General features: G+C 60.7%; 23 protein-coding genes. 6 read left to right on the top strand and 17 right to left on the bottom strand.

Translation table 11 applies throughout. The annotated features are described in order from the left end of the window. Positions 1-20: 20 nt before the first annotated feature. Positions 21-737 carry a transcriptional repressor LexA gene (gene lexA, locus NMA58_RS08790; protein WP_085780060.1) on the top strand — a complete coding sequence of 239 codons (717 nt, stop codon included), beginning with the start codon at positions 21-23 and terminating at the stop codon, positions 735-737. Here the strand turns inward: lexA and NMA58_RS08785 are convergent. Then, a complete protein-coding gene (locus NMA58_RS08785) occupies positions 718-3,147 on the bottom strand; it encodes a ComEC/Rec2 family competence protein (protein ID WP_434713028.1) in 2,430 nt (809 codons plus the stop codon). The two genes, lexA and NMA58_RS08785, sit on opposite strands and share 20 nt — an antisense overlap. A gap of 289 nt (positions 3,148-3,436) precedes the next feature. On the opposite strand from NMA58_RS08785, the gene gltA reads away from it, so the two are divergent. After that, the gene (gltA, locus tag NMA58_RS08780) at positions 3,437-4,726 is read left to right on the top strand and encodes a citrate synthase (protein ID WP_004678636.1); all 1,290 of its coding nucleotides are present in this window, start codon (positions 3,437-3,439) and stop codon (positions 4,724-4,726) included. A gap of 47 nt (positions 4,727-4,773) precedes the next feature. On the opposite strand, the gene lpxB is transcribed toward gltA, so the two are convergent. From lpxB to NMA58_RS08705, 15 genes are all read right to left on the bottom strand, one after another. Further along, positions 4,774-5,943 (bottom strand): lipid-A-disaccharide synthase, encoded by a 1,170-nt coding sequence (gene lpxB, locus NMA58_RS08775; RefSeq protein ID WP_085778055.1) that lies wholly within the window; start codon positions 5,941-5,943, stop codon positions 4,774-4,776. Beyond that, entirely contained in the window at positions 5,940-6,821 is an 882-nt protein-coding gene (locus NMA58_RS08770) for an LpxI family protein (RefSeq protein WP_434713027.1), read from the bottom strand. The genes lpxB and NMA58_RS08770 overlap by 4 nt, the downstream gene beginning before the upstream one ends. Before the next feature lie 3 nt (positions 6,822-6,824). Further along, complete coding sequence (gene lpxA, locus NMA58_RS08765; protein WP_085778053.1) at positions 6,825-7,643, bottom strand: acyl-ACP--UDP-N-acetylglucosamine O-acyltransferase; 819 nt, start codon at positions 7,641-7,643, stop codon at positions 6,825-6,827. Then, entirely contained in the window at positions 7,640-8,107 is a 468-nt protein-coding gene (fabZ, locus tag NMA58_RS08760; protein WP_011425200.1) for a 3-hydroxyacyl-ACP dehydratase FabZ, read from the bottom strand. Before fabZ ends, lpxA begins: the two co-directional genes overlap by 4 nt. Beyond that, positions 8,100-9,164 carry a UDP-3-O-(3-hydroxymyristoyl)glucosamine N-acyltransferase gene (lpxD, locus tag NMA58_RS08755; RefSeq protein WP_434713026.1) on the bottom strand — a complete coding sequence of 355 codons (1,065 nt, stop codon included), beginning with the start codon at positions 9,162-9,164 and terminating at the stop codon, positions 8,100-8,102. Before lpxD ends, fabZ begins: the two co-directional genes overlap by 8 nt. Before the next feature lie 50 nt (positions 9,165-9,214). Next, positions 9,215-11,554 (bottom strand): outer membrane protein assembly factor BamA, encoded by a 2,340-nt coding sequence (gene bamA, locus NMA58_RS08750; protein ID WP_430959861.1) that lies wholly within the window; start codon positions 11,552-11,554, stop codon positions 9,215-9,217. A 202-nt stretch (positions 11,555-11,756) separates the two neighbouring features. Next, positions 11,757-12,884 carry an RIP metalloprotease RseP gene (rseP, locus tag NMA58_RS08745; protein ID WP_097598595.1) on the bottom strand — a complete coding sequence of 376 codons (1,128 nt, stop codon included), beginning with the start codon at positions 12,882-12,884 and terminating at the stop codon, positions 11,757-11,759. 27 nt (positions 12,885-12,911) lie between these two features. Beyond that, entirely contained in the window at positions 12,912-13,742 is an 831-nt protein-coding gene (locus NMA58_RS08740; RefSeq protein WP_097598596.1) for a phosphatidate cytidylyltransferase, read from the bottom strand. Further along, positions 13,742-14,485 carry an isoprenyl transferase gene (locus NMA58_RS08735; protein WP_434713025.1) on the bottom strand — a complete coding sequence of 248 codons (744 nt, stop codon included), beginning with the start codon at positions 14,483-14,485 and terminating at the stop codon, positions 13,742-13,744. The genes NMA58_RS08740 and NMA58_RS08735 overlap by 1 nt, the downstream gene beginning before the upstream one ends. Positions 14,486-14,522: 37 nt before the next feature. Then, positions 14,523-15,083, bottom strand: a complete 561-nt coding sequence (gene frr / locus NMA58_RS08730; RefSeq protein ID WP_004678618.1) for a ribosome recycling factor — start codon at positions 15,081-15,083, stop codon at positions 14,523-14,525. A gap of 162 nt (positions 15,084-15,245) precedes the next feature. After that, positions 15,246-15,968, bottom strand: coding sequence for a UMP kinase (pyrH, locus tag NMA58_RS08725; protein ID WP_011425194.1), 723 nt, complete (start codon positions 15,966-15,968; stop codon positions 15,246-15,248). A gap of 95 nt (positions 15,969-16,063) precedes the next feature. Beyond that, on the bottom strand, positions 16,064-16,990 hold the full coding sequence (gene tsf, locus NMA58_RS08720; RefSeq protein WP_085778047.1) for a translation elongation factor Ts: 927 nt from the start codon (positions 16,988-16,990) through the stop codon (positions 16,064-16,066). 237 nt (positions 16,991-17,227) lie between these two features. Then, entirely contained in the window at positions 17,228-17,995 is a 768-nt protein-coding gene (gene rpsB / locus NMA58_RS08715; RefSeq protein ID WP_003573382.1) for a 30S ribosomal protein S2, read from the bottom strand. Between the two features lie 233 nt (positions 17,996-18,228). Then, positions 18,229-18,372, bottom strand: coding sequence for a hypothetical protein (locus NMA58_RS08710; protein WP_176536260.1), 144 nt, complete (start codon positions 18,370-18,372; stop codon positions 18,229-18,231). 169 nt (positions 18,373-18,541) lie between these two features. Continuing rightward, positions 18,542-19,378, bottom strand: a complete 837-nt coding sequence (locus tag NMA58_RS08705) for a cell envelope integrity EipB family protein (RefSeq protein ID WP_097598599.1) — start codon at positions 19,376-19,378, stop codon at positions 18,542-18,544. Positions 19,379-19,514: 136 nt separating this feature from the next. Here NMA58_RS08705 and NMA58_RS08700 point away from each other — a divergent pair, with 136 nt between their 5' ends. The 4 genes from NMA58_RS08700 to NMA58_RS08685 all read left to right on the top strand — a co-directional run bounded on the left by NMA58_RS08700 (position 19,515) and on the right by NMA58_RS08685 (position 22,447). After that, entirely contained in the window at positions 19,515-19,985 is a 471-nt protein-coding gene (locus NMA58_RS08700) for a RidA family protein (protein ID WP_097598600.1), read from the top strand. Beyond that, the gene (locus NMA58_RS08695; protein WP_434713024.1) at positions 19,982-20,698 is read left to right on the top strand and encodes a glycerophosphodiester phosphodiesterase; all 717 of its coding nucleotides are present in this window, start codon (positions 19,982-19,984) and stop codon (positions 20,696-20,698) included. The genes NMA58_RS08700 and NMA58_RS08695 overlap by 4 nt, the downstream gene beginning before the upstream one ends. Before the next feature lie 78 nt (positions 20,699-20,776). Beyond that, a complete protein-coding gene (locus NMA58_RS08690; protein WP_434713023.1) occupies positions 20,777-21,967 on the top strand; it encodes a GNAT family N-acetyltransferase in 1,191 nt (396 codons plus the stop codon). Between the two features lie 54 nt (positions 21,968-22,021). Then, positions 22,022-22,447 carry an HIT family protein gene (locus NMA58_RS08685; RefSeq protein ID WP_085778041.1) on the top strand — a complete coding sequence of 142 codons (426 nt, stop codon included), beginning with the start codon at positions 22,022-22,024 and terminating at the stop codon, positions 22,445-22,447. Positions 22,448-22,521: 74 nt separating this feature from the next. Here NMA58_RS08685 and clpA read toward each other — a convergent pair whose 3' ends face one another. After that, positions 22,522-25,011: an ATP-dependent Clp protease ATP-binding subunit ClpA gene (gene clpA, locus NMA58_RS08680; RefSeq protein ID WP_085778040.1), complete on the bottom strand. Its 2,490-nt coding sequence runs from the start codon at positions 25,009-25,011 to the stop codon at positions 22,522-22,524. Positions 25,012-25,014 lie beyond the last annotated feature (3 nt).

Genomic DNA, 25,014 nt, shown 5'->3' with positions numbered 1-25,014 from the left:
AATCACGGGGTCTGACGTCGATGCTCACGCGCAAACAACAGGAGCTTCTCCTTTTCATCCATGAGCGCATGAAGGAATCCGGCGTTCCTCCCTCTTTCGACGAAATGAAGGATGCCCTGGATCTCGCCTCGAAATCCGGCATTCACCGCCTGATCACGGCGCTTGAGGAACGCGGCTTCATTCGCCGCCTACCGAACCGCGCCCGGGCGCTCGAGGTGATCAAGCTTCCGGAGGCCTATAACCCCAGTCTTCAGCGTCGCGGTTTTTCGCCGAGCGTCATCGAGGGCAGCCTCGGCAAGCCCCAGCCGGTCGCCGCCCCCGCTGCGCCAAAGCCGGTCGCCGACAATGGCAACTCCGTCTCCGTGCCGGTCATGGGACGTATCGCCGCCGGCGTTCCGATCTCGGCGATCCAGAACAACACCCACGATATCGTCGTTCCTTCCGATATGCTCGGCTCCGGTGAGCACTATGCGCTGGAGGTCAAAGGTGATTCGATGATCGACGCCGGCATCTTCGACGGCGACACCGTGATCATTCGCAACGGCAGTACCGCCAGTCCCGGCGATATCGTCGTTGCCCTCGTCGATGACGAGGAAGCAACGCTGAAGCGTTTTCGCCGCAAGGGTGCCTCGATCGCGCTCGAGGCCGCCAACCCGGCTTATGAGACCCGCATCTTCGGGCCCGACCGCGTCAAGGTGCAGGGCAAGCTCGTCGGCCTCATCCGTCGCTATCACTGACGCCGGATGGGCTGGAATCGGTAAAACGATCATTGCGCCAATCATAGGCGCGATGGCGCATCCATGGTCGCGACAAGGCATCGAAGGCGGTGGTGACCTCTAGGCCGGCATCGGCGAAACGCAATTCGAGCGAGCCGGTCCTGCGCAGCGTCTCGCCGGTGAAAAGCGTGCCACCTGAACGGCAGCTGTTGAAACGCAGACGGACCGAGGTCACGACGATATCGGCCGTATCGCAGGCCGGGCCGAGATAGGCGGCATTGTCGATGACGGTGACGATATGGCCATTGCCAAGTCTTGATGTGCACCAAGCCTTCTTGACGCAGGAAAAACGGTTTGCTTCACCGCCTGCGGCGGCTGCCCGCATCGCCGCACTCGCTTCGTTCTGCTGATCGCGGGAAAGCCTGACACGGCGGTCTTCTCCTTCCGGAATGGCCGGACCATCCAGCATCTTCGGCGGATCATGTGTCGGCAGCACCAGCGCTCTCTGCCACTGGTCGAATATGAAATCCGGCGGGTTTTCACGGTTGGAAGCTATTGCCTCAGCCGCGACGACCGCAACCAGACTGCCATCCTCCGAAATCACCAGATCCGGCGGCCGGGGAACCGGCAGAAGCAGCACGATGAGCGTCGAGATGGCGATGATCGATGTGCCGACATGGCGCAGCCGAGTGCGCAGCAGCGTCAGCAGCAGAAAGCCTGCCACCGCCGCTGCGAAATACCAGCCGGGCAAGCGGCCGATGCCGATATCACCGCCCCAGCCGGACACCGTCTTGGCAACCGCAATCACCAGATCGAGGCCGAATCCGACGACCTTCCAGAGCGGAGCGTCCAGACCGAAAGGCATGAGCAACATCGCCAACAATCCGGCCGGCATGACGATGAAGGAGATAATCGGCATCGTCGCAAGGTTTGCCGGCAGGCCGTAAGCCGTCAGGCGATGAAAATGCTCGATCGAAAACAATGCGGTGGAAAAGCCGCCGATCAGCGAGGTCAGGAAGACGCCGCCGAAGAAACCGGCGACGGCAACCACCGGCCTGATGATCGGCAGTTTCAGAAAAGCGTTTTCGCGGACACGCCTGTCCTTCCATAACTGATAGCCCGATACCAAGGCCAATGTTGCGGCAAATGACATCTGAAAGCTCGGTCCCAATACTTCCGAAGGTGAAATGGCGATGATGATGAGCGCGGAGAGAACGACATTGCGCAGGCTGATCGACGGCCGGTCGAAGAAGACGGCAATCAGCATGATGGCCATCATGATAAAGGCGCGCTCGGCCGAAACCCCGAAACCGGAGATCAGGTAATAGGCGGTGACGGCGATGAGCGCGCCGGCAGCGGCGATCTTCTTTGTAGGATAGGCTTGGGCGACGCCGGGAAAGAGGCTGAGCAGCATCCGAAAGCCGACGAAGAAGATGCCGGCCGACAGCGCCATGTTGAGACCCGAGATCGCGACGATATGGGCAAGGCCGGACTGGCGCAGCGCCTCCGTCGTCGCGTGCGATATGGCGCGCCGTTCATCCGTCACCAGGGCAGCGGCAAAGGCGCCGGTATCACCGGGCAGGATCGATCTTATGCGGTCGCCGATGCTGCTGCGCAGCTGGTGGAGCCATTCGAGCAGGGCGTCCGCCGTCGACCTGGCCGCCTGCGGGCCTGCCTCCAAGTCGAGTTTCTCCGGCGCACTATAGAAGAAACCATTGGCGCCGATGCCGTCGAAATAGGCACCGAAGGAGAAGTCGTTGAGCGCGGGAAGTGCGGGGCCCGCCGGCGGCGTCAGACGTGCCTTGCCGGTGATGATGTCGCCGATCTCGAAAGGCGCATCGGTGCCCCGGACGATCGCGGTGATGCGTCTCGGCGGCCGTTTCAGCTCCGGCGCCTCGGTGCCGGCGACGGCAAGAATGTAGCGCCAGCGCCCGCGCCCGTCGCCTTCCCGCCGTTCGACGCGGCCAGTCACCGTCGTCGTCACGGATGAATCGAGGATCACCGTCGAAGCCCGCCAGCTCTCGAACTGAGCTGAGAGCATGCCGCCGGCGAAAAGTGCCAGCGCCATGAAACTTGCGCGCAAGGCCGGTCGGCTGGGACCGGTGAGGAAAACCGCGGCCGCCGACACCAGCAGGCAGAACAGCGATGCAACGAGGGGAAAATCCGATGCAGCAAGAAACCAAAAGGCCGAGCCGGCTCCGAGGAAGACCGGCGAGAACAGCAGCAGGCGGCCATGATCGGCCTCTTCGCCCAGCATGCAGGCCCCGGCACGCAGCGATTGCCCGGCGGTGGCCAGCAGCCGACGATGCAATGGGGTCTGCGACTGCGTCCTTACCGATTGAGTCACCACCGCAGGCGCAGGAAAATCTGGCGGATCGGCAAGGCCGACGCCCGCTTGCGGCCGCAATTCGGCTGTCGTCGTTTCCTGCATGCCCCGCCCAAGATCACCCCGCCAAGCCCTAAGAATGCAACCTTCAAGCAAATCCGGCAAGGATAATCGATTGAAATACGAGGGAAAATCGTAAGCGGCAAAAGGCCAGTCGAATCATCGGCTTCCGCTATGCGTGCGGCTCATCGCTGCGGTGCCTAAAAGGTGATGCCGCAATGCACAAAATGCCGTCACGGTAACTTGGCATTAGCGTCACGATCATATAGCTATCGGAAAGGACGCTTAACCCCTATGGCGCTTTTGTGGCGCCACCGACATTTCGGAGGACAGCATGACGGATCAAAGCGCTACAATAAAAATCGGTGACAAATCGGTCGACCTCGCCGTTAAAAGCGGCACGATCGGCCCGAGCGTCATCGACATCGGTGCCCTCTACAAGAACACAGCTTCCTTCACTTACGATCCGGGCTTCACCTCGACCGCATCCTGTGAATCGAAAATCACCTATATCGACGGTGACGAAGGTGTGCTGCTGCACCGCGGCTATCCGATCGAGCAGCTGGCCGAGCACGGCGATTTCCTCGAGGTCTGCTACCTCCTGCTCTACGGCGAGCTGCCGACGGCCGCGCAAAAGAAGGACTTCGACTATCGTGTCACGCACCACACGATGGTGCATGAGCAGATGAGCCGCTTCTTCACCGGCTTCCGCCGCGATGCACATCCGATGGCCGTCATGTGCGGCTGCGTCGGCGCACTGTCGGCCTTCTATCATGACTCCACAGACATCACCGATCCGCACCAGCGCATGGTCGCCAGCCTGCGCATGATCGCCAAGATGCCGACGCTTGCCGCCATGGCATATAAATACCATATCGGTCAGCCCTTCGTTTACCCGAAGAACGACCTCGACTATGCGTCGAACTTCCTGCGCATGTGCTTTGCCGTCCCCTGCGAGGAATATGTGGTCAATCCGGTGCTTGCCCGCGCGATGGACCGCATCTTCATCCTGCATGCCGATCACGAACAGAACGCCTCGACCTCGACCGTCCGTCTCGCCGGTTCATCGGGCGCCAACCCGTTCGCCTGCATCGCCGCCGGCATCGCCTGCCTATGGGGCCCCGCGCACGGCGGCGCCAACGAAGCAGCGCTCAACATGCTGACGGAAATCGGCACGGTCGACCACATTCCGGAATATATCGCCCGCGCCAAGGACAAAAACGATCCGTTCCGCCTGATGGGCTTCGGTCACCGCGTCTACAAGAACTACGATCCGCGTGCCAAGATCATGCAGAAGACGACGCATGAAGTGCTCGGCGAACTCGGTATCAAGGACGATCCGTTGCTGGAAGTGGCGATGGAACTGGAGCGCATCGCGCTCACCGACGAATATTTCATCGAGAAGAAGCTCTATCCAAACATCGACTTCTACTCCGGCATCACGCTGAAGGCGCTGGGCTTCCCCACCACCATGTTCACAGTGCTCTTCGCCCTTGCCCGCACCGTCGGCTGGATCGCGCAATGGAACGAGATGATCGAGGATCCAGAACAGCGCATCGGCCGTCCGCGCCAGCTCTATGTCGGCGAACCCAAGCGCGACTACATCCCGGTTTCGAAGCGCTGATCGCTTCAGAGCTCAAAAAGAAACCCGGTCAGGAATGGCCAACCCGGTCAGGAATGGCCGGGTTTTTTCTTTTCCAAAACGTCGAGAAGGATTTCGGCGGCCTGTTCGCCGGGCGGCTTTTCCGTCTGCATGCGCTGCCAGATGAGCTCGTAGCCTTCCTTCATGGCCTTCAGCTGATAGGTATCGGCCGACAGCCTTTCCATCCAGCGTGCAAGGCTTGCGCCGCGGACGACATCGTTCAGATATTCCGGCACGACCGGGTAATCGGCGATCAGATTCGGCAGCGCGCCGGTCCAGGTCTTGATGCCCGATGTCAGCATGCGCATGATCCAGTCGACCTTATAGGCGGAGACGACGGGAACGTCGGCAAGTGCGAGTTCGAGAATAACGGTTCCAGACGCCGCCATGGCTGCATCGGCCTCGGCAAAGGCTTTCCATTTTGCTTGCGCGCCGACGACGATCTCCGGCTTTACCGCCCAGCCCGCCGTCATTTCGCGGACGAGCGCTTGCCTGTGCATTATGGTCGGCAGAATGAAGCGTGTCGGCCCATTACGGGCGACGATTTCATTCGTGGCGACCTCGAAATAAGGCAGAAGCTTCTGGATCTCGGAGGAGCGCGAGCCGGGAAGGAGCAGGATCGGGCCGTTGCCTGGCTGCCTTCCCACGCGCAGGCGACGTGTCTCCAGCAGCGCTGGGTCGGCGACCAGACGATGCCCGACATATGTCGTCGCCGGCCCATTGAGGCGCTGCATGGCTGCCGGTTCGAAGGGCAGGACGGCAAGCACGTGATCGACATAGCCGAGCATGCGCGTGGCGCGATATTCCTTCCAGGCCCAGACGCTCGGACAGACATAATTGACAACAGGCAGATCGGGCAACGCGGTGCGCACGCGCTTGGCGACGCGATGGGTGAAATCGGGACTGTCGATAATGACAAGGATATCCGGCTTTGCAGCGACGATCTCAGCCGTGGTGCGACGGATCAGGGCAAACAGCCTTGGCAGCCGGCTCAGCACCTGGGTGATGCCCATGATCGACAGCTCGGAAAAATCGAACAGGGATTTCAAACCTTCCGCCTGCAGCCCCTCGCCGCCAACGCCGACAAGCTCCACCGGTCCGCTGTAAATCCGCTTGAGCGCCGCGATGAGATCGGCCCCGAGCAGATCGCCCGACACTTCTCCGGCAATGACGGCGATCTTCAGCGGCGTCCCGTTCATTCGACCCCCCATGCCGGCAGACCGCGATCGATGCCGCAGACGAACAATCCAGCCTCGTCGGCGGCGCTGATGACCGCGGCCCGATCAAGCACCAGTGAGCGACCGGCTTCGATTGCGATGCCGGCAAGGCCGGCTTTCGCAGCGTTCAGGATTGTCGCAACGCCGATCGCCGGCAGGTCGGCGCGAATATCCTGTTGCGGCTTGCAGAGCTTGACGAGCACGCCGCGGCGGCGCGGCGAGATCCGTCCGGCGGCCCTGAGGCCGGCGACACGGTCCAGCATCTCATCTGTGCCCTCAAGTCCTTCCAGCGCGACGACGCGCCCGCCGATGCTGACTGCACCCTGCCCGACATCCAGCCGGCCAAGCGTCTCGGCGGCATCAGCGGCTTGGCTGATATCGTGCCGGTCTTCCTTGCCGGGCGCGGCGGCGCCAAGCGGGCCAACGGAAACGAGCAGGTCGGGGGCGATCTCGTGGGCGCCGACGACGCGCCGGCCGTTCCCCTCAATCAACCGGATCACCATCTGCAGAACCGTGTCGTCGCCGCCGGAGAGCAGTGTGCGAATGGCGGCCGGGACCTTCATCAGAATGCGCAATGTCGGGCGCACCTCGCGCCATTCCGGCCGGCGGCGCACGCTCCCCGACATCACAACACGTCCGATGCCATATCGGGTGAAGAGACCCTCAAGGGCGGCGAAATCGCCGATGCCGACAACGGCGTGATCATAGCCTTCCCAGCGTGGATCACTCTCGTCCTTCAGCGCGATGATTACGGGATCTTCGCCTGCCGCGCGCGCGGCTTCGGCGACATAGGAAGGCAGAAGGCCACCGCCGGCAATGATCGCCAGCCGGCCCGCAGCGGTGTCGCCTGTTAAAGCCACGGACTAGCCCTTCTGCCCCCGCGTCGGGGAGGACAGGGCACGGTCGCTCTCGGCTGCAATGAAGTCGAGGATCTGCACCACCTGCTCGCAATCGGCATATTCCTCGCGGATCGCGGCGGCGTTTTCGCGCACGGAGCCCGTTCCTTCGAAAATCGCCTTGTAGGCCCGGCGCACCCGGTGGATGACGGCGCGGTCGATGCCGGCCCGTGTCATGCCGACGACGTTCAGGCCGCCCAGCAGACCGGGATTACCGTTCAGCATGCCATAGGGAATGACATCGTAACTCACCGCCGACAGGCCGCCGACGAAGGCGTGGCGGCCCACGCGGGTGAACTGGTGAACCGCCGAGCCGCCGCCCAGGATAACGCGATCCTCGATAACGACATGGCCGGCCAGCATGACGTTGTTCGACATGATCACATGGTTGCCGACCCGGCAGTCATGCGCGACGTGGGAATTGGCAAGGAAAAGGTTGTTGTCACCAACGATCGTCTCACCGCCGAAATCGGCCGTGCCGGTGTTCATCGTGACACCTTCGCGGATTGTGCAATTTGCACCGACCGTCAGCGTCGTTTCCTCGCCGCCGTGGTGCACGCTCTGCGGATCACCGCCGACGACGGCCATTGGGAAGATGCGTGTGCCCTTGCCGATAACGGTGCGGCCGGTGACGATCGCATGCGCCAAGAGCTCGACATTCGCATGCAGGACGACATGCGGCCCGACATGGCAGAAAGGACCGATTTTGACGCCCTCACCGATCGTAGCCCCGTCTTCGACGACAGCCATCGGATGAATACGGGCGCTTTCGGCGATATTGCTCATGCCTGATCCTTACGAACGATCATCGCGCCGATGTCAGCTTCGGCGACAAGTGCGCCGTCAACCTTGGCGTCGCAATGGAATTTCCAGATATTGCCGCGTTGCTTGTTCTTCTTGACATGGAATTCGACGCGGTCGCCGGGCACGACCGGCTTGCGGAAGCGCGCATTCTCGATGGTCATGAAGTAGACGAGGTTGCCGGTCTGACCTTCTTTCTTGGCGCAGATGGCACCCGCCGTCTGCGCCATGCCCTCGATCAGCAAAACCCCGGGCATAATCGGCGCTTCCGGAAAATGGCCGGTGAAATGTGGTTCGTTCACCGTGACGTTCTTAATGCCGATCGCCGTGTTGTCGCCGTCGATCTCGATGATCTTGTCGACCATGAGAAAGGGATAGCGATGCGGCAGCAGCTTCATGATCTCGGTAATATCAGCCGAAGAAAGCGTCGTCGTGGCTTCCTCAGTCATTTTGCTTGCCTCCAGGGTTCCTCCCGCGCAACTTGGATTTCGATACCTGTTGCGCTGCCTCTCTCAGATAGTCTTTTAGCGGACGTGCAGGTACACCGCCATATTGTCCGCCCGCGGCAAGGTCGGTCATGATACCGCTTTTGGCAGCGATCTGCACGCCATCGCCGATCGTCACATGTCCTTTGATTCCCGCTTGGCCGCCGATCTGCACGCCATTGCCGATTTTCGTGCTGCCGGCGATGCCGACCTGCGAAACAATGGCGCAATGGCGGCCGATCTGGACGTTGTGGCCGATCTGGACCTGATTGTCGATCTTGGTTCCCTCGCCGATCACCGTGTCGTCCATGGCGCCGCGGTCGATGGTGGTGTTGGCGCCAATCTCGACATTGTCCTGGATGATCACCCGGCCGATCTGAACGATCTTGATCATGCCGCGCGGACCCGGTGCATAACCAAAACCGTCCTGGCCGATTCGAACACCGTTGTGGATGATGACGCCATTGCCGATCAGCGTACAGAGAATGCTCGCTCCAGCCGCAATCGAACAATCCCGCCCGATCTTGACATTCGGACCGATGACGCTGTTCGCGCCGATGCGCGTTCCCGCCCCGATCTCGGCATGCGCACCGATAACGGCCAGCGGTTCGACGATCACGCCCTTTTCAAGTTTGGCGCTCGGATCGATCACCGCGCTCGGCGCAATCTCGCTTTCACCCGAAAGAGCGACAGGACGCAATGCTGCGGGATAGAACAAGCCTCCCGCCATTGCGAAGGCAGCATGCGGATTGGACGATAAGATAACTGGGAGATGCGGAGGAACGAGATCGGCAAGCGCCTTATCGCAGATTACCGCCGAGGCCTCGCATGTTGCAAACTCCTCGCGGTTGCGGCGCGACAGGATATAGCAGACATCGCCCGCCCGCGCCCGGCTGATGGGGGCGACGGACTTGACGATGACATTGGCATGATCGGAATTGGCAAGTTCCGCCCCAAGAAACTCTGCCAGCTCAGCGAGCCTCAGACCTTCATGGGGCAGAAAAAAAACGTTTTGCTCCATCGGCAATGCTCCAGAACGGAATTGAGTGTTACAGTTCCGGACTGCCGATATCAGAATTGGTTGTTAATGCCAAACTTGAAGTTTTGCGTCTTGTCGAAGTCTTCCTTGAGAACCGGGATTGCGTAATCCAGACGCAACGAACCGAAAGGAGACTGCCAAACGACACCGACACCGACGGAAGCGCGCAGCGAGGCGTCTTCGCCCTCAATGCCGTCGCCCCTCAGGTCGACGTCGTTGCCGAACAAGGTTCCGGCGTCGGCGAAAACTGCGCCGCGCAGGTTGAAGTCGCGCGGGAAGCCCGGCATCGGGAAAGTCGCTTCGGCCGATGCGGTGAAGTATGTTGTACCGCCCAGCGGATCGTCGTTGTTGCCGGCAACGCGGGGGCCGATACCCTTGTTCTCGAAACCGCGAATGTCGCCATTTGTCAGCGTGAACTGGTCGAAGACGTTCAGGTGCTCACCGAAGCCGACGACATAACCCGCCGAAGCCGAAACCGAACCGATGATATCGGCATCGTCGGCGAGCAGGTGGTAGTAACGGGCCTTGCCGTAGATCTTGTAGAACTGCGAGTCGCCCCCGAGGCCGGCAATTTCCTGCGTCGCCGTAGCGTAGATGCCTTCGCGCGGCAGCACCGTGTCATCGAGCGTGTTGTAGGTCAGCGTCTGCGAGACGGAAGAACGTGTCCACGGGCTGTCCTCAACCAGGTGCTGATACGGAGCGGACAGATCGGAAAGATCGCTGTTGTCAGCGTCGTACTTCATCTGCTTGTAGTTATAGCGGAAGGTGGTCGCCAGATCTTCGGTGATCGGCGCCGTGACGCGCAGAACGACGCTGGTTTCCTCGTAGTCGTAATTGTCGTTGCTCGACGTTTCGCTGTGGTTGACGTCGAAGCCCGCCGCCAGGCGGTAGCCGAGGAAATAGGGTTCGGTGAAGCTGACGCCGTAGGCGCGCGAGCCTTCCTGACCACCACCGGCCGAGATGCGGATGTACTGACCGCGGCCAAGGAAGTTCTTTTCTTCGATCGATGCTTCGAGCAGCAGACCGTCACCGCCGGCGGCATAACCCGCGCCGACACCGAACGAACCGGTCGACTGATCCTGCACGTCGACCACCACCACGACACGGTCCGGGGAGCTGCCCGGCTGCGTGGAGATATTGACGGAAGAGAAGTAACCGAGCGCCTCCAGACGACGCTTGGCCTTGGTGATCATCTGCTGATTGAAGGCGTCGCCTTCGCTCATGTCGAATTCGCGGCGGATGACATAGTCGCGCGTACGGCTGTTGCCGCGGATCTCGATGCGCTCGACATAGGCGCGCTCGCCCTGGTCGACGAGATACTCGACGCCGATCGTATTGTTGTTGAGGTCGCGGTTACCGCGCGGCGTGACGCGCGCAAAGGGATAACCGGCGGAGGCCACCTGATCGGAAATCGCTTCGATCGACTTCTGAACTTCCTTGGCGCTGTAGAGGTGGCCTTCTTTCGTGCGCACCAACGGCAGCAGCTGATCCGAGCCGACGCCTTCGACGGTCGACTGCACGGTCACTGGTCCGAAATTGTAGCGCTGGCCTTCCTCGATGTTGAAGGTGAGCGTGTATTTGTTGGTTGCCTCGTCAAAGCTCGCATCGGAAGAGACGATGCGCATGTCGGCATAGCCGCGATTGTAATAGAACTGGCGCAGCGCTTCTTCGTCGGCGTGGAGCTTGTCTTCGTTGTAGACGTCCTTGCGGGTCAGGAACGAAAGGAAGTTCGAACGCTTGGTCTGGATGACGGCAGCAAGGCGGCCGGCGCTATAGGCGTTGTTGCCGACGAAATTGATCGCATCGATCTTGGTTCGGTCACCTTCGTTGATGACGAAAGCAAGGTTGACGCGGCCTTCGCCCAGCGGCACCACCTGCGTCGTCACCTCGACTTCGCTGCGGCCGGTGGCGGCATAGGCATCCTTGATCGCCTGGATGTCGGACTGAATCTGCGTGTCGCTGTAAGGACCGGCAGCATGCGTCTGGACGATCGTCGCGAGCTTGTCGTCCTTGATCTTGCGGTTGCCGTTGAAGACGACCTGATTGACGAGCTGAGCTTCCTGGACATTGACGACGAGCGTGCTGCCGGAAACCGAAATCTTCACATCGGAGAAGTAGCCCGTGCCGTAAAGCTGTTTGACTGAGTTATCGATATCAGTGTTCGAGAAACTCTTGCCGGGCGTGATGGTGAGGTTCGACCTGACGGCTTCCGCGCCGACGCGGCTTGCGCCACGCACATCGATGCGCTGGATGACCGCGGCCTCGGCGGCCGTAGCGGAAACGAACGTCAAAGCACCTGCGCCCGAAGCAACAACACTAGCAGACAGCGCAACCGCCGATACTGCGTTCAAAAACTTTGAACCAGCCTTCATTTCACCTATTACCTTTTTTCCCTCGTCCCCGTCCCCGGGAGAACCCGATTCCGGTCACGTGTGTCGTTTTACCCGCTTTTGACATACAAGCAAGGGAGGGCGTTAATTTCTGTTTACTTCATTTCCAAGCGTGACCCATTCGCCACTACAGCCTTGAAACATCGTAAATAAATAGTAATTCCCTTGCCTTACGCGTTTACCCTCAGCTCAGGGTGATGTCGTTCCAGGTCGTGAAAACCATCAATGTCAATATCATTGCCAGGCCTATACGAAATGCAATTTCCTGGGCCTTGGCACCCAGCGGTTTTCCTCTGACCGCCTCCACCGCATAGAACATCAGGTGGCCCCCATCAAGTACCGGAACCGGCATCAGGTTAAGCAATCCTATCGAAACCGACAGCACCGCAGCAAGCTGCAACACTGCCCCTACGCCAAGCTTCGCCATCTGGCCGGTAGCCTGCGCCACACGGATCGGCCCGCCCAGCTGATCGGCCCGCATCGATCCGCTGAAGATGTTGCCGATATATTTGAAGGTGTCCGTGACAATTTGCCCGCTGGCGATTACGCCCTCACGCAGCGCCTGGAGCGGCGTGTAGGTCTGCAGCCGGAAATTGCCGGAGCTCTTGTCGGTGGCGATGCCGATCTGACCGACTTCCATCTTGTTGCCGAACTGATCGGTCTGTTCGACGCGCTGCGGCACCATCGGCACATCGAGCTTCTGGCCGCCGCGCTCGACTGTGACGACAATCCTTTGGCCGGGGCGCATGCCGACATAGCGGCGCACATCTTCAAACGTCTCGACCTTGCCGCCATCGATGGCAACCAGGAGGTCGCCGGGAAGGATACCGGCGGCGGCCGCCGAGCTCTCCGGCTTGACCTCGGCAACGACCGGGTCGGCGATCATGCGGCCATAGACGGTGAAGAGAACAGCAAAGATGGCGATCGCCAGCAGAAAATTGGCGATCGGACCGGCTGCGACGGTCGCGGCACGTTTCCACAGCTTGGCTCCGGCGAAGGAGCGCGCCCTCTCCTCTTCGGACATGGCGGCAAGCTTGTCGCTGTCCGGTTTGCTCGACGCATCCTCGTCGCCGAAGAAGCGGACGTAACCACCAAGCGGGATTACGGAGATCTTCCAGCGGGTTCCATGGCGGTCGGTGAAGCCGAATAGTTCGGGACCAAAGCCGACCGAAAAGGCAAGAATACGAATGCCGCTCCAGCGCCCGACAAGGTAATGGCCCATCTCATGCACGAAGACGAGCAGCGAGAGCACCAGGATGAAGGTGACGATGTTCCCCATCACAAATGCGTATATGCCGGTCATCACGTCCATGGTTCCTTCCGTCGGGCTGCCGCGTCATCAGAGGCCGAACAATGCCGCTCCGAGCGACGCCATGCCAGCTCCCTTTATCTGTGAAAATGATACAGCAAGCAAGAACGCCGCAAAACAGGCGAAAATCAGTCCGTCGACGCGGTCCATGACGCCGCCATGGCCCGGGATGAGATGGCTCGAATCCTTGACGCCGAATTTGCGCTTAATGAAGGATTCGAAAAGATCGCCCGACTGGCTGCAAATCGACAGGACGAGCGCCACGCCGGCGGCGGCGACTTCGGCGCCCGGAACGAGGAAATGGGAGAGAAGAACGCCGGCTGCGACCGCAGAAACGGCGCCGCCGATTGCACCAGACCATGTCTTTCCCGGCGAGATCGACGGGGCAAGCTTCGGTCCGCGGAGCGCCCTGCCGACGAAATAGGCGAGGATATCGGTCGCCCAGACGACGGCAAAAACGAAAAGCATGGCGTAAAGACCGGGCTGGTCGTTGCTTCTGATTGCGGCGAGCGCCAGGCCGGTGGCGCCGGCATAGAAGAGGCCGACCGGGAGCCACCGGCTCGTGCCGTGCAGGATGATCAGGGCGATGCCGACGGCCGTGACGCCGGCCAGCATGCCGGCGGCGAATTCGAAATTTCCGACAAGCACGAGGAAGGCGACCGCCGCTTCGCCGATCCAGCCGACCACATTGGCGACCCAATCACGCGCAATGCCGGTTATCTTAGACCATTCATAGTAGATCAGCAGGCCGATCACCACAGCCAGGGTGCGAAAGGCAGCGCCGCCATACCAGGTGGCGACAAGAACGCTGACCGCGAGAATCAATCCCGAAACGATGCGGAGCTTTAATTCCCTCTGCATCAGGTGCCGACCGCGGCTGCCTGCGATGACAGGCCGCCGAAGCGCCGGTCACGGGAGGCGAATTTTTCCAGCGCCGAGCGGAAAATCTCCGGGCTGAAATCGGGCCAATATTCCGGGACGAAGATGAATTCGGAATAGGCGGCCTGCCAAAGCAGAAAGTTGGAAAGCCGTTCCTCGCCGCTGGTGCGGATGATGAGATCCGGATCCGGGATGCCGGCCGTGTCGAGGCGTCCGTTGATCAGTGCGGGAGTGATGTCCTGTGCCCGCAGGTGGCCGGACTCGACGTCCCTCGCCAGACTCACGACGGCGCGAGAAATTTCATCGCGCGAGCCGTAATTGAAGGCGATGACCAGCGTCAGCGCCGTGTTGTCCATGGTGGTCTCCTCCGCCTCAAGCAGCAGGCTGAGAATGTCGCTGCGCAGGCTGTGGCGGTCGCCGATAACCTTGATGCGCACATTCTGGCGATGAAGCTCGGCCAGGTCGCGACGAATGAAAGCCTTGAGCAGACCGAGCAGATCGGAAACCTCGGCCTCGGGCCGGCGCCAGTTCTCCGAGGAGAAGGCGAAGAGGGTGAGATATTTTATGCCGGCCGCGCCGGCGGCGCGGACTGTCTCGCGTACCGCCTCTACGCCCTTGCGATGGCCCATCGTGCGCGGCAAGCCGCGCTGCTTGGCCCAACGGCCATTGCCGTCCATGATGATGGCAACATGCTCTGGCACAGTCACAAATACAGATTCCGACATTTCCCGTCCGGTCTTTCCAGGCAAAGGCACAGGTCCACTAGACCTGCATGATTTCCTTTTCCTTCTCGCCAAGCAAGCGGTCGATTTCGGAAATCGTCTCGTCCGTCATCTTCTGTACGCGTTCGGATTGCGCACGGCTCTCGTCCTGGCCGATTACACCGTCCTTTTCGGCTTTCTTGAGGCCGTCCATGCCGTCACGGCGGACATGGCGAATCGCGACCTTGCTCTTTTCGGCATAGTCGTGCGCCACCTTGACGAGCGACTTGCGGCGCTCCTCGTTCAACTCCGGCAGCGGAATACGCAGGCTCTGACCGTCGACGATCGGGTTAAGGCCGAGATTGGATTCGCGGATGCCGCGTTCGACGGCGCTGACCATCGACTTATCCCAGACGGAAACCGTCAGCATGCGCGGTTCGGGCACGGTGATGTTGGCCACCTGGTTCAAGGGCACGCGCGAACCATAGGCCTCGATCGTTACCGGATCGAGGATGTTGGCCGAAGCACGGCCGGTGCGCAGCGATGCAATGTCGCTCTTGAATGCGGAGACCGCGCCATCCATCCGGCGCTTCAGTTCCTTGATATCGATACCTTCACTCATGTCGATGCTCCCGTTTAGAGCGATGCCGATAAGTCAGCGGCTTTCGGACATCTGATGCTCTAATTCTTTAATGTAGAACATGTTTCAGATTTCAGGCCAACCGGACCTAAAGCTCGATCATGTTCTAGCGAGGGCTGCGCCGAAACCGCGGCGCGGCTTGTATCAGTTGTCGGAGACGATGGTCTTGAGGCCACCGCCCGTCAAGATTTCAGCAAAACCACCCTTCTCGTGGATCGAGAAGACGATGATCGGAATGGAATTTTCCCTGGCGAGCGCCACCGCAGCAACGTCCATCACCGCAAGCCCCCTGTCCAGCACTTCCTGGTGCGTCAGGCGGTCGAAGCGGGTCGCATCGGGGTATTTTTTTGGGTCGGCGGTGTAGATGCCGTCCACCTGCGTGCCCTTGAAGATCGCTTGGGCGCCCATTTCGGCAGCACGCAGTGCGGCGGCGGAATCGGTGGTGAAGAAGGGATTGCCGGTGCCGCCAGCAAAGATCACCACTCGTCCCATCGACAGATGATAAAGGGTCGCTCGCTGCGAGAAGCTCTCGCAGATCTCCGGCATGGAGATGGCCGAAAGCACCACCGTATCGATGTTCAGCTTGCGCAGCGAGGTTGCCAGCGCCAGCGCGTTGATGATGGTGCCGAGCATGCCCATATGGTCGCCGGTCACCCGGTCGCCGCCTTTGGATGCGACTGCGACACCCCGGAAGATATTGCCGCCACCGACGACGACGCCGACTTCCACGCCCATGTGCCTTGCCTCGGCAATATCGGATGCAATGCGGTCCGCCACCGTGACATCGATCCCGAAACCCTGGGCACCCATGAGCGCTTCGCCGGAAGCCTTGAGTAGAACGCGTTTATAGACAGGCTCTAAAGACATCTTGGCTCCTCGTAAATTGCCGTGAATGCCCGATACACGAAGGGCACCGCGTTGTCACGCGATGCCCTGGCGTTTTCCCAATTATGGCTGAAAGATCAACCCTTGACGGCAGCCGCAACTTCGGCTGCGAAATCGGTCTCTTCCTTCTCGACGCCTTCGCCGAGCAGAAGACGGGCCATGCCGGCAACTTCGATCGGCGCGCCGACGGCCTTTTCAGCTTCCTTGATTGCGGCTGCGACGGTGAGATCCGGATTGATGACGAAAGACTGCGAGAGAAGAGCAACTTCTTCGAAGAACTTGCGCATGCGGCCTTCGACCATCTTTTCGATGATGTTGTCGGGCTTGCCCGACGCGCGCGACTGCTCGATGAAAACGTTGCGCTCGCGCTCGGCGACGGCGGCATCGACTTCTTCCGGGCGGATCGCCAGCGGCGCGGTCGCGGCAATGTGCATGGCGACCTGGCGGCCGATTGCGTTCAGGGCTTCCTTGTCACCGGTCGACTTCAGCGCGACGAGAACGCCGAGCTTGCCGAGGCCGTCGGAAACCGCGTTGTGAATATAGGTGGCGACGATGCCGTCCTCGACGGACAGAGCGATCGAACGCCGCAGGTTCATGTTCTCGCCGATCGTTGCGATCGCATCCTTGATCGTGTCGGAAACGGACTTGCCGGATGCCGGATAGGTTGCGGCAGCCACCGCGTCGACAGTGCCATCCGTCGAAACGGCGACCTTGGCGATGCCGCGGACGAGATCCTGGAAGGCATCGTTACGGGCGACGAAGTCGGTTTCGGAGTTGACTTCGACGACGACGGCCTTCGTGCCTTGGCTCGAAACGCCAACGAGGCCTTCGGCGGCGGTGCGGCCGGACTTTTTGTCGGCCTTGGCGATGCCCTTGGCGCGCAGCCAGTCGATCGCCGCTTCCATGTCGCCATTGGTTTCTGCAAGAGCCTTCTTGCAATCCATCATGCCTGCGCCGGTCTTTTCGCGCAGTTCCTTCACCATTGCAGCCGTAATCTCGCTCATTATCTTCCTCTTGTCGGTTCAAACGGTGGACCGCAAAGCGGCGCGGCACCGGATTGAGGCACGAAATGTACCTGTATGTATGACAGCGTGATGAAGACGCGCCATAACGAAACTTTATTGGCGGAACGCCTGACGCCTCCGCCTTGAAACAGGTAAGGCCGCCGAACTTCGATGAGTCGCGAGCGGCCTTCCCAGTCTATGCAAGCTTCGACGGAGTTTTGTCTCCGCCCGCCTTCATCAGCCTTCGGCTGCTTCCTCGAGAGCCGGCTCGACCGGAACTTCGGAGGATGCGCCGAGATCACGGCCGGAAGAGCTCTGCTGGCGCGCAATGCCGTCGATGGCAGCGCGAGAGATCAGCTCGCAGTACAGGGCGATGGCGCGCGATGCATCGTCGTTGCCCGGGATCGGATAATCGATCAGGTCCGGATCGCAGTTCGAATCAATGATGGCAACGACCGGGATGCCGAGGCGCTTGGCTTCGTCGATCGCGATCTTTTCCTTGTTGGTGTCGATGATGAACATCAGGTCGGGCGTGCCGCCCATATCGCGGATACCGCCGAGAGCCTTGTCGAGCTTTTCGCGTTCGCGCTCGAGGTTCAGGCGTTCCTTCTTGGTGAAGCCCTGGGCTTCGCCGTTGAGGATCTCATCGAGCTTGCGCAGGCGCTGGATCGAGTTGGAGATCGTCTTCCAGTTCGTCATCATGCCGCCGAGCCAGCGCGAGTTGACGTAGTACTGGGCCGAGCGCTTGGCGCTGTCGGCGATGATTTCGGAAGCCTGGCGCTTGGTGCCGACGAAGAGAACGCGGCCGCCACGGGCAACGGTGTCGCTGACAACCTGAAGGGCGCGCGACAGCATCGGAACGGTCTGAGCCAGATCGATGATGTGAATGTTGTTGCGGTCGCCGAAGATATACGGCTTCATCTTCGGGTTCCACCGATGGGTCTGGTGGCCGAAGTGGACGCCTGCTTCAAGAAGCTGACGCATAGAAAAATCAGGCAATGCCATGCCTTGTTACTCCTTTTCCGGTTGAACCTCCGCAAGACGAACAGCACCCTCGTCGAGGATGCCACCGGCGGAACAGCCCGGATTTCTCCCGGACGATCCCATGCCTTACGTGTGGAATGCCGGTGCCCATACATTCCGTTGGGCATAAAAGCAAGGGAAACATTCCATTCGGCATAAAAACAAGAATTATGCCGGATTTCCGGCCGACTGCCCTTCCCTGAAAATGCCGCCGCTCAGCTTGCGAGTGTCGGCAGCAGCGCCAGCACGACGCCGGCATCGGGCATCGGCAGGACGGCGTCGATCTCCGCGGGCAGCAGGCTGGTGATCGCGCTGTCGGCGTTTCCGCCATAGTGAGGCTTTCCAGGCTTGCGGCGCACATTGGTCTGGAGGCCTATTGCGCAACTGCAGGCCCCGTCGCAATGGACTGGCCGCTGGAATCGCTCCGATCACAAGAGCAGGACGACAGAAGGCGACTCAATCATCGCTGGTCGCCGACACAATAATGAACTTTGTGATACAGTTTTATGACAGTGGAGAAACGGCGGCCTATTTGCAGACCTCAGCCTTGTGATCGAGCAGCTCGAGCTTGGCTAGCTTCCCGGTCAGGACGAAATCGCCATAATCCATCGTCAGGTCCCGGGTGATGCCGTTCTCGTAGAGCTTGAACGACATGCGATAGACCGGCAGCGAATCCGATTTTGCATTCTCGTTGAAATAGGCGATGGTCACCGGCCAGAAGGCCGTCTTCGAGAAGGCACCGGCATTACCGGCATCGGCCTCCTCGGCAGCAGGCGTTTCCTGCTTGCCGACGATCGTTGTCGTCACCAGCGACTTGTCGCCGTCATCGGAACCATCGAAAACGCGGGCTTCGAAGAAGCGTTTTCCCTCTTTGGCGTTCTGGATCACATCGAGCATGTGTTCTGTCGGAAAGCGGCTTTCGCCAAGCTGCAGCTCGCGGCTCGCCGGCTGCTTGAGATCGACTTTGACGCCATTGGCCTGATTCTCGGCCGCGCCGTTAACCTCCTTGTCGAGCTGGTCGTCGGTGAAGGATTTGGTGTCGAAGGTAAACTTGCGGTCCTTCAGGTTCTCGAAGGTCTTTGTCTGCTGATCGCTGACGCGTACGCTGTCGCCAGTGTCGATCTGCGTCACGAAGCGGAAATTTGTGGTGAAGCCCTGGCAATAGTTGCCGTCGAATTCATAGACCATGCGCCCGTACATGGAGGCGATGCCGGAGCGGTCCGACGCATCCTTCAATTCCAAATCGTAGACCGCGCGATGGGCGACGAGGCCGGTCGCGATCGCAGCACTTGCCGCAGGTGCAGCCGCCCATGCGTGGGCGGAAAGGCCGGCGAGAAGCAGAGCGGCTAGACTCGATCGGAACATTCATTCACTCCTATTGGACTCGGCCGCGATGTTATATGAACTCTTTCGGCCAAATCGAGGCTCGAAGCTGTCATATTAAAGATTCTAGTCTTGATGCATAATTTTGGAAACATTGACAACAAAAGCGGAGACGAAAATGTCCAATGAAATTGCTGGACGCTTGAGCGAGATGGGGATAACCCTGCCCGAAGCCGCAGCACCCGCCGCAAATTACGTTCCCTATGTCATCAGCGGCAATCTTCTCTACATCTCCGGCCAGCTGCCGCTCGAGGGCGGCAAAGTCGCCGTATCGGGGCATCTCGGCAAGACCATCGACGTTGCGAGCGGCCAGCGCGCCGCCGAACTCTGCGCCATCAACATCCTCGCCCAGGCCAAAGCTGCGCTCGGCGGCGACCTCGGCCGCATCCGGCGCGTCATCAAGCTGAACGGTTTCGTCGCCTCGGCGCCCGACTTCATCGAGCAGCATCTCGTCATCAACGGTGCTTCGAACCTGATCGCCGGTGTGCTTGGCGAGGCCGGAAAACATGCGCGCGCCGCCGTCGGCATGGCCGCTCTGCCGCTCAACGCCGCCGTCGAGATCGACGCTATCATGGAAATCGCAGAATGACCAATGCGGACTGGATCAAGGACGTGCCGGTCGCCCATCGCGGCTATCACGACCTGAATAGGCTTGTCTGGGAAAATACTATCTCGGCCTTCTCGCGCGCTGTCGAAGCCGGCTTCGCGATCGAATGCGACCTGCATTACGCCTCCGACGGCGTACCGATCATCTTTCATGACGAGGATCTTCAGCGTCTGTGCAATCTGAACGGCGACGTCCGCGAGCGCACCTCCAGGGAACTCGGGCTGATCGCCGTCGGCGGCACCGGAGACAAGGTGCCGACCCTCAGCCAACTCCTCGATCTCGTTCAAGGCAAGGTGCCCCTGGTGCTGGAGCTGAAGGGCCGTGAGGCCGACGACGAAGGCTTTGCCGAATCCGTGCTCGAAGTGCTTGAGGGCTATGAGGGCAAGGTCGCGCTGATGAGCTTCGACCATTGGCTGCTGCGTGATCTAAAGGCGCTTGGCTCGCCCTACCCGCTCGGGCTGACCGCCAACGGCAACACGCCGGAGGAGTTTGAGACCCATGCCAAGGCGATGCAGATCGGTCTCGATTTCATCTCCTATTATTATGACGACCTGCCGAATGCCTTCATCACGGGCGAACGCGAAAAGGGCATTCCGGTGATTACCTGGACGGTGCGAGACGAAGAGGCGCGCCGGCGCACTTTCGCCAATGCAGACCAGATGACCTTCGAAGGTTTCGACCCGCGTGCGGTTTGACGCTCGCTTTTTGGCCAAGATCATGCGCAGACTGAAACAGAGCCGAAACCCTCCTCCCACAGGCTTCGCATCCGCCGCATGACCGATGAACTGTCCATTCGCGTAGAACGCTCCTTCACCGCGATTTCCCCGGAGAGCTGGTCCAGGCTTTCCGGGGCGTCGAAGGGTGGCAACACGCTTGCCTACAATCCTTTCGTTTCGCACGCCTTTTTGTCGTCGCTGGAAGAGTCCGGCTCGGCCACAGCCGAAACCGGTTGGCTCGGCCACCACCTGTTACTCGAAACCGATCGCGGCGAGTTGATCGGCGCCCTGCCCGGCTACCTCAAAAACCATAGCCAGGGCGAATATGTCTTCGACCACGGCTGGGCCGACGCTTTCGAGCGGGCCGGCGGGCGTTATTATCCCAAGCTGCAGTGCTCGATTCCGTTTACACCCGCGACCGGGCCGCGTCTTCTCGTCGCCGAAGGGTTGGAGCGTCTGCCGATCCAGAGCGCGATCGCCGAAAGCCTGAAGGAGGTCGTGCGCCGGCTCGACATCTCCTCGGCGCATATTACCTTCGTGCCGGACGAGGAGATCGGCGTCTTCGAGATGGACGGCTATCTGCACCGCACCGACCAGCAGTTTCATTTCATCAATGACGGCTATGCCAATCACGACGACTTCCTCGAAACGCTCGCTTCGCGCAAACGCAAGGCATTGCGCAAGGAGCGCCGCGCCGCGCTCGAAACCGGCATCAGCATCGACTGGCTGACCGGCCGCGATCTGACGGAGCGGATCTGGGACCAGTTCTTCAAATTTTACATGGATACCGGCGGCCGCAAATGGGGCCGGCCCTATCTCACCCGCAAATTCTACTCGCTGATCGGCGAGCGCATGGCCGACGATATCCTGCTCGTCATGGCCAAGCGCGACGGACGCTATATTGCCGGCGCAATCAATTTCATCGGCGGCGAGACGCTCTACGGCCGTCACTGGGGCTGCATCGAGGACCACCCCTTCCTGCATTTCGAGGTCTGCTATCACCAGGCGATCGACTTCGCCTTGGCGAAGGGGTTGAAACGGGTCGAGGCCGGAGCGCAGGGCGAACATAAGCTCGCTCGCGGCTACCTGCCGGTGACGACGCACTCCGCTCATTATGTCGCCCATGCCGGACTGCGCCGCGCGATCGGTGATTATCTCGCGCGCGAGCGCGCCGATGTCGAGCAGATGAGTGAGCTGCTGAGCGAGCACAGCCCCTTCCGCAAGGGTGAGCGTCAGCAGGAGGATTGACGCCGCCCCGGCGAGCGCGCTACCCGATCAAATGGAACGTGAGGAGATTTCGCGATGACCAGCGCCTATGACGACAACAATATTTTCGCCAAGATCCTGCGCGGCGAAATTCCCTCGCACCGAATCTACGAGGACCAGCATACGGTCGCCTTCATGGATGTGATGCCGCAGGCGCCGGGCCACGTGCTCGTCGTTCCGAAGGCGCCTTCGCGCAATATCCTCGATGCCGATCCCGCCACCCTCGTCCATGCCATTACCGTCGTTCAAAAGGTCGCCCAGGCGGTCCAGCAAGTTTTCGACGCCGATGGCGTGTTCATCGCCCAGTTCAACGAACCGGCGGCCGGACAAACGGTGTTCCATCTGCATTTCCACATCATCCCCCGCCATGAGGGTGTGGCGCTCAAGCCGCATTCGGGCAAGATGGAAGACGGCGCCGTGCTTGCCGCCCATGCCGAAAAGATCCGGGCGGCCCTGGCATAACGCGAATTCCTGGCAACGACGGAAACAGAAAAGGCCGCGGGTGACGCGGCCTTTTCCAATTCGGTGACGAGCTCTCACTTCTTGCGCGGAACCTTGGGAACCGTGCTTCCCTTCTTGGGGGCGTCGCGGACCTCGGGCTCGGCCTGCGGGACCGTCTTGGCGCGGGTCTTGCGGGCCGTCTTCGTCTTCAGCTCGCCATCATCCTCGTCGTCGGTTTCGGGATGGACGACCTCGGCCTCCGGCTTCGGCTTGATCGGCGCCGTATCCGGAATGGCTTCCAGCAGGATACCGGGCTTGCCATCTTCCTTCGGGCCGACGGTGACGTTGACGACGCCGCCCTTCTTCAGCTTGCCGAAGAGGATTTCGTTGGCGAGCGGCTTCTTGATCGTGTCCTGGATTACCCGGGCCAGCGGGCGGGCGCCCATCTTCTCGTCGTAACCCTTCTCTGCAAGCCAGGCGATCGCATCCTCATGCAGGTCGAAGGTGACGTTCCTTTCGGAAAGCTGGGCCTCCAGTTGCATGATGAACTTCTGAACGACCTTGTGAATGACCGCCGTCGGCAACGCCGCGAACGGAATGATCGCGTCGAGACGGTTGCGGAACTCCGGCGTGAAGAGACGGGTCAGCGCCTCCTCGTCCTCGCCGGTGCGCTTGGACGAGCCGAAGCCGATGGCCGCCTTGGCCATTTCGGAGGCGCCCGCATTCGTCGTCATGATCAGGATGACGTTGCGGAAGTCGATCTTCTTGCCGTTGTGGTCGGTCAGGGTGCCATGATCCATGACCTGCAGCAGGATATTGTAGATATCCGGATGCGCCTTCTCGATTTCGTCGAGCAGGACCACGCAGTGCGGATGCTGGTCGACGCCATCGGTCAAAAGGCCACCCTGGTCGAAGCCGACATAGCCGGGAGGTGCGCCGAGCAGACGCGAGACCGTATGCCGCTCCATATATTCCGACATGTCGAAGCGCAGGAGTTCGACGCCGAGCGACGCTGCCAGTTGCTTTGCCACCTCGGTCTTGCCGACGCCGGTCGGACCGGAGAAGACATAGGCGCCGATCGGCTTGTTCGGCTCGCGAAGGCCGGCACGCGCCAGCTTGATCGATGTCGAAAGCGCTTCGATCGCGATGTCCTGTCCGTAGACCACCGAACGCAGTTCCTGCTCGAGATTGGCAAGCACGGCCTCGTCGTCCTTGGAGACGGTCTTCGGCGGAATGCGGGCCATCGTGGCGATCGTCGCCTCGATCTCCTTCTCGGTGATCAGCTTGCGGCGCTTCGACGGCGGCAGCAGCATCTGGGCCGCACCCGTTTCGTCGATCACGTCGATCGCCTTGTCCGGCAGCTTGCGGTCGGAGATGTAGCGGGCCGAAAGCTCGACGGCCGACTTGATGGCGTCGTTCGAATAACGCAGATGATGATATTCTTCGAAATAGGGCTTCAGCCCCTTCATGATCTCGATCGCATCATTGATCGACGGTTCGCTGACGTCGATCTTCTGGAAACGACGGACCAGCGCCCGGTCCTTCTCGAAGAACTGGCGGTATTCCTTATATGTGGTCGAACCGATGCAGCGGATCGCGCCCGATGACAGGGCCGGCTTCAGCAGGTTCGATGCATCCATCGCCCCGCCCGAGGTGGCGCCGGCACCGATCACCGTATGGATTTCGTCGATGAAGAGGACGGCGCCCGGATATTCTTCCAGCTCCTTGACGACCTGCTTCAGCCGTTCCTCGAAGTCGCCGCGGTAGCGCGTGCCGGCAAGCAGCGTGCCCATATCGAGCGAGAAGATCGTCGCATCGGCGAGCGCCTCGGGCACCTTGCCTTCGACGATGCGCTTGGCCAGACCTTCGGCGATCGCCGTCTTGCCGACGCCGGGATCACCGACATAGAGCGGATTATTCTTCGAACGGCGGCACAGGATCTGGATGGTGCGGCTGACCTCGGCATGACGGCCGATCAGTGGGTCGATCTTACCACCCTTGGCCTTCTCGTTGAGATTGACACAATAGGCTTTGAGCGCATCCTGCTGCTTCTTCGGGCCGCCCTCTTCCTCGCCGCCGCGCGCCGTCGGCTTGCTCTCGGCCTCCTCTTCGGCGCCGCGCGGAGTACGGGTCTCCGACGCGCCCGGCCGCTTGCCGATGCCGTGGGAGATGTAGTTGACGGCATCGTAGCGGGTCATCTCCTGCTCCTGCAGGAAATAGGCGGCATGGCTTTCACGCTCGGCGAAGATCGCGACGAGCACGTTTGCGCCGGTCACTTCTTCGCGGCCGGATGACTGCACGTGGATGACGGCACGCTGGATGACGCGCTGGAAGCCGGAGGTCGGCTTGGAATCCTCGTCGTAACCGGTGATCAGATTGGAAAGTTCGTTATCGACATATTCGACGAGCGTCTTGCGCAGCGCGTCGAGATCGACATTGCAGGCGCCCATAACCGCCGCCGCATCGGCATCGTCGATCAGGGCGAGCAGCAGATGCTCGAGCGTCGCATATTCATGATGCCGCTCGTTGGCAAAGGTCAGTGCCTGATGGAGCGCCTTCTCTAAACTAGGCGAAAATGTTGGCACGTT

The organism is Rhizobium sp. YTUHZ045 (genome assembly GCF_051124255.1).
GTDB lineage: Bacteria > Pseudomonadota > Alphaproteobacteria > Rhizobiales > Rhizobiaceae > Rhizobium.
The sequence above is the reverse complement of the archived record's forward strand: the minus strand, read 5'-3'. Positions and strand labels throughout refer to the sequence as shown.